Origin of the sequence: Streptomyces sp. NBC_01334, from assembly GCF_035983595.1 — a bacterium.
GTDB lineage: Bacteria > Actinomycetota > Actinomycetes > Streptomycetales > Streptomycetaceae > Streptomyces > Streptomyces coriariae.
Window position 1 is genome coordinate 7,274,986 of sequence record NZ_CP130718.1, and the last position, 14,820, is coordinate 7,289,805.

The 14,820-nt window shown below is 71.5% G+C and carries 14 protein-coding genes; 6 read left to right on the forward strand and 8 right to left on the reverse strand.

The window, feature by feature from the left end; all coding sequences use genetic code 11:
* The first annotated feature begins 147 nt into the window (after positions 1-147).
* Positions 148-1,161, forward strand: coding sequence for an ornithine carbamoyltransferase (argF, locus tag OG736_RS32645; protein WP_327185548.1), 1,014 nt, complete (start codon positions 148-150; stop codon positions 1,159-1,161).
* Positions 1,162-1,305: 144 nt separating this feature from the next.
* Here argF and OG736_RS32650 read toward each other — a convergent pair whose 3' ends face one another.
* The gene (locus tag OG736_RS32650) at positions 1,306-1,767 is read right to left on the reverse strand and encodes an ATP-binding protein (RefSeq protein WP_054243760.1); all 462 of its coding nucleotides are present in this window, start codon (positions 1,765-1,767) and stop codon (positions 1,306-1,308) included.
* A 313-nt stretch (positions 1,768-2,080) separates the two neighbouring features.
* On the opposite strand from OG736_RS32650, the gene OG736_RS32655 reads away from it, so the two are divergent.
* Positions 2,081-2,908 (forward strand): enoyl-CoA hydratase family protein, encoded by an 828-nt coding sequence (locus tag OG736_RS32655; protein WP_327185549.1) that lies wholly within the window; start codon positions 2,081-2,083, stop codon positions 2,906-2,908.
* 2 nt (positions 2,909-2,910) lie between these two features.
* Complete coding sequence (locus OG736_RS32660; protein WP_327187764.1) at positions 2,911-5,298, forward strand: bifunctional salicylyl-CoA 5-hydroxylase/oxidoreductase; 2,388 nt, start codon at positions 2,911-2,913, stop codon at positions 5,296-5,298.
* A 111-nt stretch (positions 5,299-5,409) separates the two neighbouring features.
* Here the strand turns inward: OG736_RS32660 and cysC are convergent, their stop codons facing one another.
* From cysC to OG736_RS32675, 3 genes are all read right to left on the reverse strand, one after another.
* Positions 5,410-5,961 (reverse strand): adenylyl-sulfate kinase, encoded by a 552-nt coding sequence (gene cysC, locus OG736_RS32665; protein WP_327185550.1) that lies wholly within the window; start codon positions 5,959-5,961, stop codon positions 5,410-5,412.
* Positions 5,962-6,058: 97 nt separating this feature from the next.
* The gene (locus OG736_RS32670; RefSeq protein WP_327185551.1) at positions 6,059-6,886 is read right to left on the reverse strand and encodes a PaaX family transcriptional regulator; all 828 of its coding nucleotides are present in this window, start codon (positions 6,884-6,886) and stop codon (positions 6,059-6,061) included.
* A 15-nt stretch (positions 6,887-6,901) separates the two neighbouring features.
* Complete coding sequence (locus OG736_RS32675; protein WP_327185552.1) at positions 6,902-8,629, reverse strand: AMP-binding protein; 1,728 nt, start codon at positions 8,627-8,629, stop codon at positions 6,902-6,904.
* Positions 8,630-8,937: 308 nt separating this feature from the next.
* On the opposite strand from OG736_RS32675, the gene OG736_RS32680 reads away from it, so the two are divergent.
* Positions 8,938-10,074, forward strand: coding sequence for an acyl-CoA dehydrogenase family protein (locus OG736_RS32680; RefSeq protein ID WP_327185553.1), 1,137 nt, complete (start codon positions 8,938-8,940; stop codon positions 10,072-10,074).
* On the forward strand, positions 10,071-10,469 hold the full coding sequence (locus OG736_RS32685) for a RidA family protein (protein ID WP_327185554.1): 399 nt from the start codon (positions 10,071-10,073) through the stop codon (positions 10,467-10,469). Before OG736_RS32680 ends, OG736_RS32685 begins: the two co-directional genes overlap by 4 nt.
* A 252-nt stretch (positions 10,470-10,721) precedes the next feature.
* On the opposite strand, the gene OG736_RS32690 is transcribed toward OG736_RS32685, so the two are convergent.
* Complete coding sequence (locus OG736_RS32690; protein WP_327185555.1) at positions 10,722-10,925, reverse strand: DUF5999 family protein; 204 nt, start codon at positions 10,923-10,925, stop codon at positions 10,722-10,724.
* 230 nt (positions 10,926-11,155) lie between these two features.
* On the opposite strand from OG736_RS32690, the gene OG736_RS32695 reads away from it, so the two are divergent.
* The gene (locus OG736_RS32695; protein WP_327185556.1) at positions 11,156-11,584 is read left to right on the forward strand and encodes a DUF6299 family protein; all 429 of its coding nucleotides are present in this window, start codon (positions 11,156-11,158) and stop codon (positions 11,582-11,584) included.
* 383 nt (positions 11,585-11,967) lie between these two features.
* Here OG736_RS32695 and OG736_RS32700 read toward each other — a convergent pair whose 3' ends face one another.
* The 3 genes from OG736_RS32700 to modA are packed head-to-tail and all read right to left on the reverse strand — an operon-like array spanning position 11,968 to position 14,806.
* Positions 11,968-13,146 (reverse strand): ABC transporter ATP-binding protein, encoded by a 1,179-nt coding sequence (locus OG736_RS32700; protein WP_327185557.1) that lies wholly within the window; start codon positions 13,144-13,146, stop codon positions 11,968-11,970.
* On the reverse strand, positions 13,143-14,003 hold the full coding sequence (gene modB, locus OG736_RS32705) for a molybdate ABC transporter permease subunit (protein ID WP_327185558.1): 861 nt from the start codon (positions 14,001-14,003) through the stop codon (positions 13,143-13,145). Before modB ends, OG736_RS32700 begins: the two co-directional genes overlap by 4 nt.
* The gene (gene modA / locus OG736_RS32710) at positions 14,000-14,806 is read right to left on the reverse strand and encodes a molybdate ABC transporter substrate-binding protein (protein ID WP_327185559.1); all 807 of its coding nucleotides are present in this window, start codon (positions 14,804-14,806) and stop codon (positions 14,000-14,002) included. Before modA ends, modB begins: the two co-directional genes overlap by 4 nt.
* Positions 14,807-14,820: the final 14 nt, after the last annotated feature.

Sequence of the window (14,820 nt, forward strand, 5' to 3'; positions counted from 1 at the left end):
GGGCGTGCCGCGCGGGCGTGGCGCATGGGTGTGCGGGTGCCGCCCGGGTGTCTGTATAAAAATGCTGGGTGTCGTATAGACTTCCGAGGGTCCTTGCCACCGCAGTCCGTGCACTGCATCTCTTCACCGCACGTCTGGAGCGACCCCATGGCGACAGTCCCGACCGCCCTCGCCGGCCGCCACTTCCTCAAGGAGCTGGACTTCACCGAGGAGGAGTTCCGCGGCCTGATCGAGCTGGCCGCCGAGCTGAAGGCCGCCAAGAAGGCCGGGACCGAGGTCCAGCACCTGCGCGGCAAGAACATCGCCCTGATCTTCGAGAAGACCTCGACGCGCACCCGCTGCGCGTTCGAGGTCGCCGCCGCCGACCAGGGCGCTTCCACCACCTACCTCGACCCCTCGGGCTCGCAGATCGGCCACAAGGAGTCGGTGAAGGACACCGCCCGCGTACTGGGCCGGATGTACGACGGCATCGAGTACCGCGGGTCCAGTCAGCAGAAGGTCGAGGAGCTCGCCGCATACGCGGGGGTGCCCGTCTTCAACGGCCTCACCGACGACTGGCACCCCACCCAGATGCTCGCCGACGTGCTCACGATGACCGAGCACTGCGCCAAGAACCTCGGGGACGACGGTTTCGTCCTCGCCTACCTCGGTGACGCCCGCTTCAACATGGGCAACTCCTACCTGGTCACCGGCGCCCTGCTCGGCATGGACGTCCGTATTGTCGCGCCGAAGGAGTACTGGCCCGCCGACGAGGTGGTCGCACGGGCCCGCAAGCTGGCCGAGGACTCCGGCGCCGCGATCCTGCTCACCGAGGATCTCGCCGAGGGTGTGGCGGGAGCCGACTTCGTCGCCACCGACGTGTGGGTCTCCATGGGGGAGCCCAAGGAGGTGTGGAGCGAGCGGATCGCCGCCCTCGGCCCGTACGCCGTGACCATGGACGTGCTGCGCGCCACCGGAAACCCGGACGTCAAGTTCCTGCACTGCCTCCCGGCCTTCCACGACCTCGGCACCAAGGTCGGCCGCGAGATCCACGAGGCCCACGGCCTGGACTCCCTCGAGGTGACGGACGAGGTGTTCGAGTCGGCCCACTCGGTCGTCTTCGACGAGGCGGAGAACCGCCTGCACACGATCAAGGCCGTACTGGTGGCGACGCTCGCCTGAGCGGACGGCCCGGACTCACGCGCCACGCCCACCACAGGCGCCACGCCCACCACAGGCGCCACGCCCGCCACGGGCGTCGCGACTCACGGTCGACGGCTCACGGCTGACGCGCGACGCGCCCGTCGCGGCCGGGAGCGGTCGACGTCACGCCGGGTGCGGGCGCCACTGCGCCGGAACGGCGGCCAGCCTGAACCACACCGCCTTGCCCTGCTCGGTGGGCCGGTGTCCACAGGACGAGCTGAGGGTGCGGATGAGCAGCAGCCCGCGCCCGTGCTCCTGCCAGGGGTCGGGCTCCTCTCCGGAAGGGCGGGTGAGATCGCCGGGCGGCACCGGGTCGGGGTCGTGCACCTCGACCTGGCAGCCGGTCGGCTGCAGCTCCACCACCAGCTCTATCGGGGCGTCCCCGGCGGTGTGCTCCACGGCGTTGGCCACCAGCTCCGCGGTGAGCAGCTCCGCGGTGTCGCTGTCCGCCCCGTGCTTCAGCTCGGCCAGCGCCGTTCGGACCAGAGCACGGGCCACCGGCACGGCCGCGGCGGAGTGCGGCAGCGCGATACGCCAGGAGGCGGCCGGCTCGGAGGGGCGTTCGTACAAGGCGAGTCCGTTCATGGCGCAGGTTCCGATGATCGACATCAGGTGGCCCTGCTTTCAACTTCAGGAATGGTACGGCGGCCTCCGGCAGAGGCGCTCGTCGGGCGCCGTACGGGACCTTCGGCCCCTGCCCGGCGACTTACCCGGGTCAACGGTCCCTCTCGCGCACCTGATCCCGTTGTTACCGCGTTATTGACGACCGGTGACGTGTGTGACGAGAACATGCCGTGCGGTGACACAGCGATTCTTCCCGGGGTCCCTATCGCGTACTCATGACGACAGTCACGAGAAGGTGATAACTTCGGGAGTGACTGTCGAGGAGGCCGCCCTCATGAGTCCCTTCACCGGCTCCGCCGCCCGCACCTCCGACTGGCACCACCTGCGCGTCGAACACACCGACGGCATCGCCACCGTCACCCTGGCCCGACCCGAGAAGCTCAACGCCCTCACCTTCGGCGCCTACGCCGACCTGCGCGATCTGCTCGCCGAGCTGTCCCGGGAGCGGTCGGTCCGCGCCCTGGTGCTGGCCGGCGAGGGCCGCGGCTTCTGCTCCGGCGGAGACGTCGACGAGATCATCGGCGCCACCCTCGGCATGGACACCGCCCGGCTCCTCGACTTCAACCGGATGACCGGCCAGGTCGTGCGCGCCGTTCGGGAGTGCCCGTTCCCGGTCATCGCGGCCGTCCACGGCGTGGCGGCCGGCGCCGGCGCGGTCCTCGCCCTGGCCGCGGACTTCCGGATCGCCGACCCCAGCGCCCGCTTCGCGTTCCTCTTCACCCGCGTCGGCCTCTCCGGCGGCGACATGGGCGCCGCCTATCTGCTGCCCCGGGTCGTGGGCCTCGGCCACGCCACCCGGCTGCTCATGCTCGGAGAGCCGGTCCGCGCCCCCGAGGCCGAGCGCATCGGCCTGATCAGCGAACTGACGGACGAGGGCCGCTCCGACGAGGCCGCCCAGGCACTCGCCCGCCGCCTGGCCGACGGACCCGCACTCGCGTACGCCCAGACCAAGGCGCTCCTCACCGCGGAACTGGACATGCCGCTCGCCGCGTCCGTCGAACTGGACGCCTCCACCCAGGCCCTGCTCATGAACGGCGAGGACTACGCCGAGTTCCACGAGGCGTTCACGCAGAAACGACCGCCGAAGTGGCGGGGGCGGTGACCATGAGGACCGACGCGCGGACACCGGCGTCCACGGCACCGGGCGGCGCCGACCCGCGGCTCCACGCCGGGCCGCGACCGGCAGCGGGCGGCCCGCCGCCGCGCGACGGGACCGGCCACCCCCGGCGCATCGCGGTCATCGGCGGCGGCCCCGGCGGTCTCTACGCAGCGGCCCTGCTGAAACGCCTCGACCCCGCCCGCGAGATCACCCTCTGGGAACGCAACGCCCCCGACGACACCTTCGGCTTCGGGGTCGTCCTCTCCGACGAGACCCTCGGCGGCATCGAACACGCCGACCCGCAGGTCTACGCCGCCCTCCAGCAGGACTTCGTCCGCTGGGACGACATCGACATCGTGCGCCGGAACACCCGGCACACCTCCACCGGACACGGCTTCGCCGCCCTCGGCCGGCGCAGACTCCTGGAGATCCTGCACGAACGCTGCCGCTCCCTCGGCGTCGACCTGCGCTTCCGCGCCGAGGCGCCGGACCCGGCCCGGCTGGCGGAGGAACACGACCTCGTCATCGCCGCCGACGGCGTGCACAGCACCACCCGCGAGGCGTACGCCCAGGTGTTCCGCCCCCGGGTGGCCGGCCACCACTGCCGCTACATCTGGCTCGCCGCGGACTTCGCCTTCGACGCCTTCCGCTTCCAGATCGCCGAGACCCCGCACGGCGTGATGCAACTGCACGGATACCCCTATGCGCCCGACTCCTCGACCGTGATCGTCGAGATGCGCGAGGAGGTGTGGCGGGCAAACGGTTTCGACGAACTCGACGAACGGGAGTCGGTCGAGCGCTGCGCCAAGATCTTCGCGGATGCCCTCGGCGGACGTTCGCTCAGGTCCAACGACTCCACCTGGACCACGTTCCGGACGGTCGTCAACGAGCGCTGGTCGCACGGCAACATCGTCCTGCTGGGCGACGCCGCCCACACCGCCCACTTCTCCATCGGCTCCGGCACCAAGCTCGCCGTCGAGGACGCTCTGGCGCTCGCGGCCTGCCTGCACGAACACCCCTATCTTCACACCGCGTTGACCGCCTACGAGGAGGAGCGCAGGCCGGTCGTCGCCTCCACCCAACGGGCCGCCAGCGCCAGCCTGGAGTGGTTCGAGAACGTCGGCCTCTACCTCGATCAGCCGCCCCGCCGATTCGCCTTCAACCTGCTCACCCGCAGCCGCCGTGTCACCCACGACAACCTCCGTCTGCGCGACCCCCACTTCACCGACGCCGTGGAGCGCGAGTTCGGCTGTCCGCCCGGCACGCCCCCGATGTTCACCCCGTTCCGGCTGCGCGGCCTGACCCTGCGCAACCGGGTCGTCGTCTCGCCCATGGACATGTACTCGGCCACCGACGGCCTCCCCGGCGACTTCCACCTCGTCCACCTCGGCGCCCGCGCCCTCGGCGGAGCCGGACTGGTGATGACCGAGATGGTGTGCGTGTCCCCCGAGGGGCGCATCACGCCCGGCTGCACCGGCCTCTACACCGGCCGCCAGGCCGACGCCTGGCGCCGCGTCACCGACTTCGTGCACGAACGGGCGCCCGGCACCGCGATAGGCGTCCAACTCGGCCACTCCGGGCGGAAGGGGTCGACGAGGCTGATGTGGGAGGGGATGGACGAACCACTGCCCGAAGGCAACTGGCCGCTCGTGGCCGCCTCCCCGCTGCCGTACAAGCCGGCCGGCCAACTGCCCCGCGCGCTCACCCGAGCCCAACTCACCGACATCCGGCAGGAATTCGCCGCCGCAGCTGTGCGTGCCGCCCGGTCCGGCTTCGACCTGCTCGAACTGCACTGCGCCCACGGCTACTTGCTGTCCGGTTTCCTCTCCCCACTGGCCAACCGCCGGACCGACGCCTACGGGGGCTCGCTCGCCGAGCGGCTGCGCTTCCCACTGGAGGTCTTCGACGCGGTCCGCGCGGTATGGCCTGCGGAACGACCGATGACCGTCCGGATCTCCGCCACCGACTGGGCCGAGGGCGGCACTTCGGCCGACGACGCCGTCGAGATCGCCCGAGCCTTCGCCGCGCACGGCGTCGACGCGATCGATGTGTCGACCGGCCAGGTGGTGGCCGAGGAACGGCCCGAGTACGGACGCTCGTACCAGACACCGTTCGCGGACCGGATCCGGCACGAGGTGCGGGTGCCCGTGATCGCGGTCGGCGCCATCTCCTCCTGGGACGACGTCAACTCGCTGATCCTGGCTGGCCGAACGGACCTCTGCGCCCTCGCCCGGCCGCACCTCTACGACCCGAACTGGACCCTGCACGCAGCCGCCGAGCAGGGCTACACCGGCCCTGGCGCCGACTGGCCCGCCCCCTATCGTGCGGGCAGCAGGCCGCCGCGCACCGGACGCACGGACGCGCCCAAACCCCGACTCACGCTTACGAGTTGAGGTGCCCGGTGGCTGACCCGGGGGCTGACCCGGGAGCCGGCATGTGAGCCGGCCCGGGAATGGGCCAGGGGTCCGGCATGGGAGCCGGCCCGGGAACCGAGACCGCCGTGCTCACACCAGCCCCCGACCTGCCAGCACCGCGTACACGGCGTCCGCCGAGTCCGGCGGTGTCCGGTCCTGCGTCGTGAGCACCAGCTCGGGGTCGACCGGGGCCTCGTACGGGTCGTCGACGCCCGTCAGCCCGGTCGGCACGCCCGCGGCCTGCCGGGCGTACAGCCCCTTCACGTCCCGCTCCCGACACACCTCGACCGGGGTCGCGACGTGCACCTCGACGTACGGTGTGCCGCTCTTCTCGTGCCGGAGCCGCACCGCCTCGCGGCTGTCGGCGTACGGCGCGATCACGGGGACGACGGACAGGACGCCGTTGCGGGCGAGGACCTCCGAGACAAGACCGACGCGCTGGACGTTGATGTGCCGGTCGGCCCGCGAGAAGCCGAGGCCCGCGGAGAGGAATCGGCGTATCTCGTCACCGTCGAGGACCTCCACCCGATGACCCTCCGCCCGCAGCCGATCGCTCAGGAAACGGGCGATCGTCGTCTTGCCCGCGCCCGGCAGCCCCGTGAGCCAGACCGTGGCCCCTTGCGTCCTCGGCTTGTCGGTCATGCGCAACAGTCCTCCTTCCTGCCGTCGTCCACCCGTGGAACGGTAGGTATGGAATCTGAGAGGACCGGTCGAAGGAGCTGAGGTTTGGCTGAGTGACTCACGGAGCGTGCGGGGTCACTCCCGCGAACTGTGCCCCCGCGTCCCGCAGCCGCTCGTGCAGTCCCCGGAACACGGCCGCCGAACGGGTGCCCGGCCAGCCCTCGGGCAGCAGGCGGGCGGGCAGGCCGGGGTCGGTGTAAGGCAGGTGCCGCCAGGAGTCCAGGGCGAGGAGGTAGTCCCGGTAGGCCTCCTCCTGCGGCGTGTCCGGACGCTGTCGCCAGGCGTGCAGCACGCGCTCGTGGCCGTCGAGGAACGTCTCGTGCTCCTTGGCGATGGCCGCCAGGTCCCACCAGCGGGCGACGGACTCGACGGTCGGCGAGAAGCCGAGATGCTCGCCGCGGAAGAGGTCGACGTACGGATCGAGGCGCAGCCGTCGGAGGGTGTGCCGGGTCTCGTCGTGCAGCCGCGCCGGCGCGATCCACACCCCCGGTGCGGCGGTACCGAACCCCAGGCCCGCGAGCCTCGACCGCAGCACATGCCGCTTCTGCCGCTCCGACTCCGGCACCGAGAACACCGCCAGCACCCATCCCTCGTCCGCCGGCGGGGCCGTGGCATAGATGCGCCGGTCGCCGTCCTCGAGCAACTGTCTTGCCTCGTCGGACAGTTCGTACCCGGCCGCCCCCTGCGCCGTGCGGGCCGGCAGCAGCAGTCCGCGCCGCTTCAGCCGGGACACCGAGGAGCGTACGGAGGGCGCGTCCACGCCGACCGCGGCTAGCAGCCGGATCAGCTCGGCGACGGGCACAGGGCCCGGTGCGAAGCGGCCGTACGCGCCGTAGAGCGTGACGATGAGAGACCGGGGTGCGGGCTGGTCGGACACGTTGATCATCTTAGGTCTTCGGTATCAGTGCTGGTCACTATTGGTGTGATCACCGACGTGATCTTCGCTGTGGTCTTCGCTTCGGTCTTCGGCGCGGCCCTCGCTGTGGCGCTGGTCATGGCCTTCGACGCGGCCTGCGAGGTGGCCTTCGGCGCGCAGCCTGAATCTCTGGAGCTTCCCGGTCGCCGTGCGCGGCAGCGCGTCCAGGAAGACGAACTCACGCGGACACTTGTACGGTGCCAACTCCTCCTTGAGGAAGGCGCGCAGTGCCTCCGCGTCGGGCCGGGCACCCGCCCGCAGGACGGCGAACGCGACGACCACCTGCCCCCGTTGCTCGTCGGGCCGTCCCACGACCGCAGCCTCCACCACGTTCGGGTGCCGCAGCAGCGCCTCCTCGACCTCGGGCCCCGCGATGTTGTACCCGGCCGAGATGATCATGTCGTCGGCGCGGGCGACGTACCGGAAGTAGCCGTCGGCCTCACGGACGTAGGTGTCGCCGGTGACGTTCCAGCCGTCGCGCACGTACTGCCGCTGACGCGGGTCGGCGAGGTAGCGGCAGCCGACCGGGCCGCGTACGGCGAGCAGTCCGGGCTCGCCGTCGGGCACAGGCCTGCCGCCAGGGTCCTGCACGCGCGCGTGCCAGCCGGGGACGGGGACACCCGTCGTGCCGGGCCGGATGTGTTCGTCGGCGGCCGAGATGAAGATGTGCAGCAGCTCGGTGGCGCCGATGCCGTTGATCAGCCGGAGCCCGGTCCGTTCGTGCCAGGCCCGCCAGGTGGCGGCGGGGAGGTTCTCGCCGGCGGAGACGCAACGGCGCAGCGAGGAGACATCGTGCCCGTCGGGGCGGGGTGGGTCGTTCATGCTGGTCAGGTCGTCGAGCATCGCGCGATAGGCGGTGGGAGCGGTGAACAGCACGGTCACCCGATGCGCGGCGATCGCGGGCAACAGCTGCCGGGGGCCCGCCTGTTCGAGCAGCAGCGAGCTGGCGCCCGCCCGCATCGGGAAGACGAGCAGCCCGCCGAGGCCGAAGGTGAAACCGAGCGGGGGACTGCCGGCGAAGACATCGTCCGGAAGCGGTTTCAGTATGTGTCGCGAGAAGGTGTCGGCGATCGCCAGTACGTCCCGGTGAAAGTGCAGACAGCCTTTCGGGCGGCCGGTGGTGCCGGAGGTGAAGGCGATCAGCGCCACGTCGTCGGAAGCGGTTTCGACAGCCTGATACCGCCCCTGCGGCGCCGGCCGGTTCAGCAGGTCGTCGGGGGCGTCACCGCCGTACGTCGTGATCCGGAGCCCGGGTATCTCCGCCTTGGCGAGGTCGTCCACGGCCCTGATGTCGCAGAGAGCGTGCTCCACCCGCGCGATCTCGCACATGGTGCGCAGCTCGTTCGGTCGCTGCTGGGCCAGAACGGTGACCGCGATCGCGCCCGCCTTCAGCACTGCCAGCCAGCAGGCCGCGAGCCAGGGCGTGGTGGGACCGCGCAGCAGTACCCGGTTGCCGGGGACGACCCCGAGATCGCCGCTGAGCAGATGCGCGATCCGGTCGACGCGGGCCCGCAGCTCGCCGTACGTCCAGGACAGCCCGGAGCCGGTGTGGAACACGGGTCGGTCCGGGGCGGTGTGGTCGAGCAGCTCGGCGGCGCAGTTCACCCGATCGGGGTAGTCGAGTTCGGGCAGGTCGAAACGGAGATCGGGCCAGTGGCCAGGCGGCGGGAGGTGGTCGCGCGCGAAGGTGTCGACGTGTGCCGAGACGTTCATGGGCGTTCGCCCCCTTGCCTGGATGGACTGTCCGGCTGGGCTGCCCCGGGCGGGCGTCGTCTTGGGGTCGCGCAAGGAGCGTAGCGCGTTGGTGACGACAGTCAACGGTACGCGATACCGTCGAAGGGAGACGCAACCGGCCGGGCAGGACCTGCGGGGGACGGACGAACACGGCCAAGAGCAGACGCGACCGGTCCGGCCCGGCAGGAACAACAACGGCAGAAGCAACAACGGCAGAAGCAGCAACGGCAGAAACAGGAACAGCAGAAACAGGAACAGCAGGTCACGTACGGCAGAGGGGACAGGCGATGTCCGCATTCTCGCTCGAACCGGCACAGGCCGCCTGGTGCGCCGAACTGCGTGCCCTTGCCGCCGAACAACTGCGCCCACTCGCCGAGAAGGGCGAGCAGGGTCGCGTCAACCGCCCGCTCGTCGCCGAACTCGGCCGGCTCGGCCTGCTGTCGCGACTGTTCACCTCCGGTGCCGTCGACCTCTGCCTCATGCGCGAGTCCCTCGCCTACGCCTGCACGGAGGCGGAGACCGCGCTCGCACTGCAAGGGCTGGGCGCGCATCCGGTCCACGCCCACGGCAGCCCGGCCCAGCGGCAGCACTGGCTGCCCCGCGTCATCGACGGCACCGCGACAGCCGCCTTCGCTCTGAGCGAGCCAGGCGCGGGCTCGGACGCGGCGGCCCTGTCCCTGGCCGCCGAGCGGGACGGACCGGACGGTTGGCGGCTCACCGGGGAGAAGTGCTGGATCTCCAATGCTCCCGAGGCCGACTTCTACACCGTCTTCGCCCGCACCACCGCGGGAGCGGGCGCCCGGGGCGTAACCGCTTTCCTCGTTCCTGCCGACCGCACCGGTCTCACCGGCTCCGCCCTCGACATGCTCTCCCCGCACCCCATCGGCGCCCTCCGCTTCGACGCCGTCCCGGTCACGGTGGCCGACGTGCTCGGCGAACCCGACCGCGGCTTCCGGGTCGCCATGGGCACCCTCGACCTGTTCCGCCCCAGTGTCGGCGCCTTCGCCGTCGGTATGGCGCAGGCCGCCCTCGACGCGACCCTGGACCATACCGCCCGACGGGACGCCTTCGGCGGCAAGTTGAGCGACCTTCAGGCAGTGGCCCACCAGGTCGCCGAGATGGCCCTGCGTACGGAGGCCGCGCGTCTGATGGTCCACGCCGCGGCGTCGGCGTACGACAGCGGAGCCCCGGACGTCCCGAAGCGTGCCGCGATGGCCAAGCTGTTCGCCACCGAGACCGCGCAGTACGTAGTCGACACGGCCGTCCAACTCCATGGCGCACGGGCCCTGCGTCGCGGCCATCTGCTCGAACACCTCTACCGGGAGGTGCGCGCGCCGCGGATCTACGAGGGCGCCAGCGAGGTCCAACGCGGAATCATCGCAAGGGAGTTGTACGCCGAACTCGCCGACCTGGAGGCCAGGTGACCATCGAACGCGTCAACCCGCCCGAACTCTCCCCGCCCTTCGGCTTCTCCCATGCCGTCGTCGCCGCCGGTGAGCGGATCGTCTTCCTGGCCGGCCAGACCGCGCTCGACGCCGACGGGAAGATCGTGGGGGAGTCGCTGCCGGAGCAGTTCACCCGGGCGCTGACGAATCTGCTGGCCGCGCTGACGGCGGCGGGCGGTACGGCGTCGGACCTGGCACGCGTCACCGTCTACGTCACGGATGTCGCCGCGTATCGCGAGAGCGCTTCTGAACTGGGCGCGATCTGGCGAGGGTTGGCGGGTCGTGACTATCCGGCGATGGCGGTCGTCGGGATCGTACGGCTCTGGGACGAGCAGGCACTCGTCGAACTGGACGGGTTCGCGGTTCTCGAGTGAAGCGGGCCAGCAACCGGTATCAGAGACGCGTTTCCGTCACCTGTTTCCGCAACCGGTATCAGCGACGCGTTTCCGTAACGGGTATCAGCGACGCGTTTCCGTAACCGGTATGGCGACGCGTTTCCGTAACCGGTATGGCGACGCCTTTCCGTAACCGGTGTCAGTAACCAGACCCGGTAACCGGGTTCGGTAACCGAGATCAGCAACCGGCTTCGGTGGAGCGGGTCCCCGGGCCCGCCTCGATGATCAAGGTCAGGCGGCGACGGCCAGCGCTCCGGCGGTCACCCGGTGCGGGTCCACGACCCGGCCGTCGGGCAGCAGTTCGCCGGAGTCGTCGAAGACGATGGTGCCGTCGCACAGCAGGTTCCAGCCCTGCTCGGGGTGGGCGGCGACGATGTGCGCGAGGTGTACCGGCCGGGCGTCGGCAGAAGCGCTGGGAAGCTGGTGGGAACACATGGAGCACCTCCACGTCGGTGGGGTCGGCCGTCCGGTCGGCCCCCATGGATCGACCATGCGCCCGTCCCGTCCGCATCTCCAGAGGGTGCCCGCAAGCGTGACAGCACCAGGACAACTCCAGGACCGTTCGTCGACGACAGGTGCGGACTCGCCACCGAAGGAGTGACGATCACCGCCCCGGACGCGCCCGCCCGGTACCTGTGGAGGCCCCCACAACAGGAGGTTCTCCCATGTCGTTGCGTCCCGCCCTCTCCGCGGCCGTCGGTGCCGCACTGCTCCTGCTCGCCGCCCCGACGGTCACGGCCACCGCCGATCCGTCGGAGTCCGTCACCGTCGACCAGGTCGGGAGCATCGCCTCGGACGGCACCGTCACCCTCTCGGGCACCTACCGCTGTCTCGGCAACACGGGTCCCGTCTTCGTCAGCTCCTCCGTCGGCCAGGGTTCCGGCAAGGTCCGGCACGGCATCGGCGGCACCCGTGCCGTGTGCGACGGCGCCGAGCACGCCTGGAAGAACACCGGCAAGGCCAGTCCGGCCGACCTCGAACCCGGTGCGGCCCACGTCGAGGCCACGCTGATGGAGCTCCGCCCCCAGGGCAGCCTGCCGCTGCCCCGCTTCCACGCGGCGCAGGAGCGGGACATCACGCTGACCGCCGGCTGAGCGGCCGGTCCTGGGCGGCGGGCCCCTTGACGGGTACCGCGTCGTGAGCGGCGGGCCCGTGACAAGGCCCGCCGCTTCTGGCGTAGTAGGCCCGCGGAGGCCGCCCGCCGAGCGATGTCGGAAATTTCGATCGAGCTGGCCTGCGCGGTCAGCGCCACTGGTCCCACTGGTCCCACTGGTCCCAGTGATTCCACCCGGACCTTCCTCCGGGACTCGACTCGGTCGGGACTGGCCCCAACGGGCCGGTCCCGACAGACCCGGACCGGCCCAGACCGGTCTCGGCCCGCTACCGAACGCCCCCGGCCGTTTCCGGCCCGCTATCGACCGGCCCAGACCGTTCCCAACTGCTCCCGTGCCTGGACGGGCCCGCTCCCGGCGTCGCCTCAGACCGGGTAGGCGTGGGTCTGTGCGGCCTTCACCGCCGCCCAGACCCGTGCCCCCGGGTGCAGATCGAGTTCGGCCGCGGCGACCGTCGTGAGGTCCGCGGCGAGCGGGAGTTCGCCGGTGAGGTCGGCGCGGATCTGGTCACCGTGGGTCTCCAGGCCGACGACCTCGCAGTGCCAGAGGTTGCGGGCGCTGGCGCCGGTCGGGCGGTCGCGGTAGAGGGTGACCGCGCTCGGCGGGAACGCCACGAAAACCGGGCCGGACAGGACCTCGGTGGTGGTGATGGGTGGGCCGGCGTCGAGGCGGACGGTGTGACCGTCGGCCTCGCCCCGGTAGAGGTTCAGGCCGACCAGCTGGGCGATGTAGTCCGTTCGGGGATGGCGTGCGATGTCGGACGGCGCGCCCTCCTGGACGACCCGCCCGTGCTCGACGACGACCAGTCGGTCGGCGAGCACCATGGCGTCCAGCGGATCGTGTGTGACCAGGACAGCGACGGCCTCGAACTCGGCCAGGTGGCACCGTAGTTGGGCACGGACCTCCAGCCGGGTGCGGGCGTCCAGGGCCGCGAGCGGCTCGTCCAGGAGCAGCAGCCGCGGTCGGGTCGCCAGCGCACGGGCCAGGGCGACCCGCTGGGCCTGGCCCCCGGACAGCCTGCGCGGCCTGTCGCCGGCGTGCGCCGCCAGACCCAGCCGGTCCAGCCACTCGGCGGCCTGGGCACGGGCCTCCGCCTTCGTCGCGCCCTGGCAGCGCGGCCCGAAGGCCACGTTGTCCAGGGCGGTCAGATGCGGGAAGAGCAGGTAGTCCTGGAAGACGACACCGACCGGGCGGGACTCCGGCGGCGTACCGTCCAACGCGCTGCCGTCCAGCCGTAGCCGGCCGCCGGTGAGCGGCGTCAGACCGGCGAGGGCGCGCAGCGCGGTGGTCTTCCCCGCGCCGTTGGGACCGAGCAGGGCGACCACCTCACCCGGCGCCACGTTCAGCGCCACGTCGAGCCGGAACGCGCCGCGCTCCACGACCAGGTGGGCGTCGAGCCCGTCCGCCGTGGCGTCGGCGCGGCGGACATCGAGCCCGTCCGCGAACGTGCCGGCGGGGCGTACGTCGTGTACGTCGCGGACGTCGTGGATGTCGTGGACGGTCCGGGAGTCGGCGGCGGTCTTCTCGGGCTCGGGCTCGGTCATCCCGCTGTCATCCAACGGTCGCGCAGGCCCGCCAGCACCGCGACGGACACGGCCAGCAGGACCAGGCTGAGGGCGATGGCGGCCTCCGGGTCACTCTGAAGGGCCAGATACACGGCCAACGGCATGGTCTGGGTGCGGCCGGGGAAGTTGCCGGCGAAGGTGATCGTCGCGCCGAACTCGCCGAGCGCCCGGGCCCACGCCAGGACCGCGCCGGCCGCGACGCCCGGTGCGATCAACGGCAGCGTGACCCGGCGGAACGCGGTGAAACGGGAGGCGCCGAGGGTGGCGGCCGCCTCCTCGTAGCGCGGGTCGGCGGCGCGCAGGGTGCCCTCGACGCTGATGACGAGGAACGGCATGGCGACGAACGCCTCGGCGACCACGACCCCGGCGGTGGTGAACGGCAGCGTGACGCCGAACCAGGAGTCCAGCGTCTTGCCGACGATGCCGTTGCGGCCCAGCGCCATCAGCAGCGCCACACCGCCGACCACCGGCGGCAGGACGAGCGGCAGGGTGACGAGGGCCCGGACGAGGCCGCGCCCGGGGAACTCGACGCGGGCCAGCAACCAGGCCAGCGGCACGCCGACGACCAGACTCACGGCGGTGGCGGCGGTGGCGCAGACCAGCGACAGCCGGAGCGCCTGCCACACCTCGGCGCTGGTCAGCAGCTCGGGCAGGCTGCGCCACGGGGCCCGTACCAGCAGGGCGATCAGCGGCACGACCAGAAACGCCACGCCGATCAGCGCGGGCACCAGCAGGGGCAGCGGCACGCCGCGCACCTGGGCCCGGACACGTCGGCGCCGCGGCCCACCTCGGATGGTGTCGGCCGCGACGTCGGACCTGTCGGTCGGGAGGGTCACGGCTGGAGGAACCCGGCCTCGGTCAGGACCTTCTGGCCCTCGGCGGACTGCACCAGCGTGATGAACGCCTTGGCCGCAGCGGTGTTCTGCGCGTCCTTGAGCTGGACGATCGGGTAGTCGTTGACGGCGTCGGCCGACTCGGGGAACTCCACGCCCTCCACCTTGTCACCCGCGGCGTGCACATCCGTCTTGTAGACGACGGCCGCGTCGGCCTCCTTCAGCTCCACCTTGGTCAGGGCGGCCTTGACGTCCTGCTCGTAGGAGACGGGGGTGAGCTTCAGCTTGCTCGCGTCGAGGGCCTTCTGGGCGGCGGCGCCGCAGGGCACCGTCTTGTCGCAGAGCACGACCTTCAGGCTCGCCTCGGTGAGGTCCTCGAGGGAGGCGATCTTGTCGGGGTTGCCCGGCAGGGTGGCGATCTCCAGCTGGTTGCGGACGAAGGTGGCGGGCGTCCCCGAGGCGTCCCCCGCATCTGTGACGATCTTCATCGTCTTGGGGCTGGCGGACGCGAACACGTCCGCCGGGGCGCCGCCGGTGATGCTCGCGGCGAGGGAGTCGCTGCCGCCGAAGCTGAAGGTGACCTTCGTGCCGGGGTGCGCCTTCTCGAACTCCTTGCCCAGCGCCGTGAAGCTCTCCTTGAGGGAGGCCGCGGCGAACACGGTGACCGTGCCGGACAGCTGGTCCGACGCGGACGCGGAGGAACCGGAGTCCGTCGACGAGGAGCAGGCGCTCAGGGCCAGCAGCGCGGTGACTCCCAGGGCGGCCACCTGCATCGGTCGGCCGGTCCGGCGCGCGGTACGGGTCATCACGGGTCCACTCC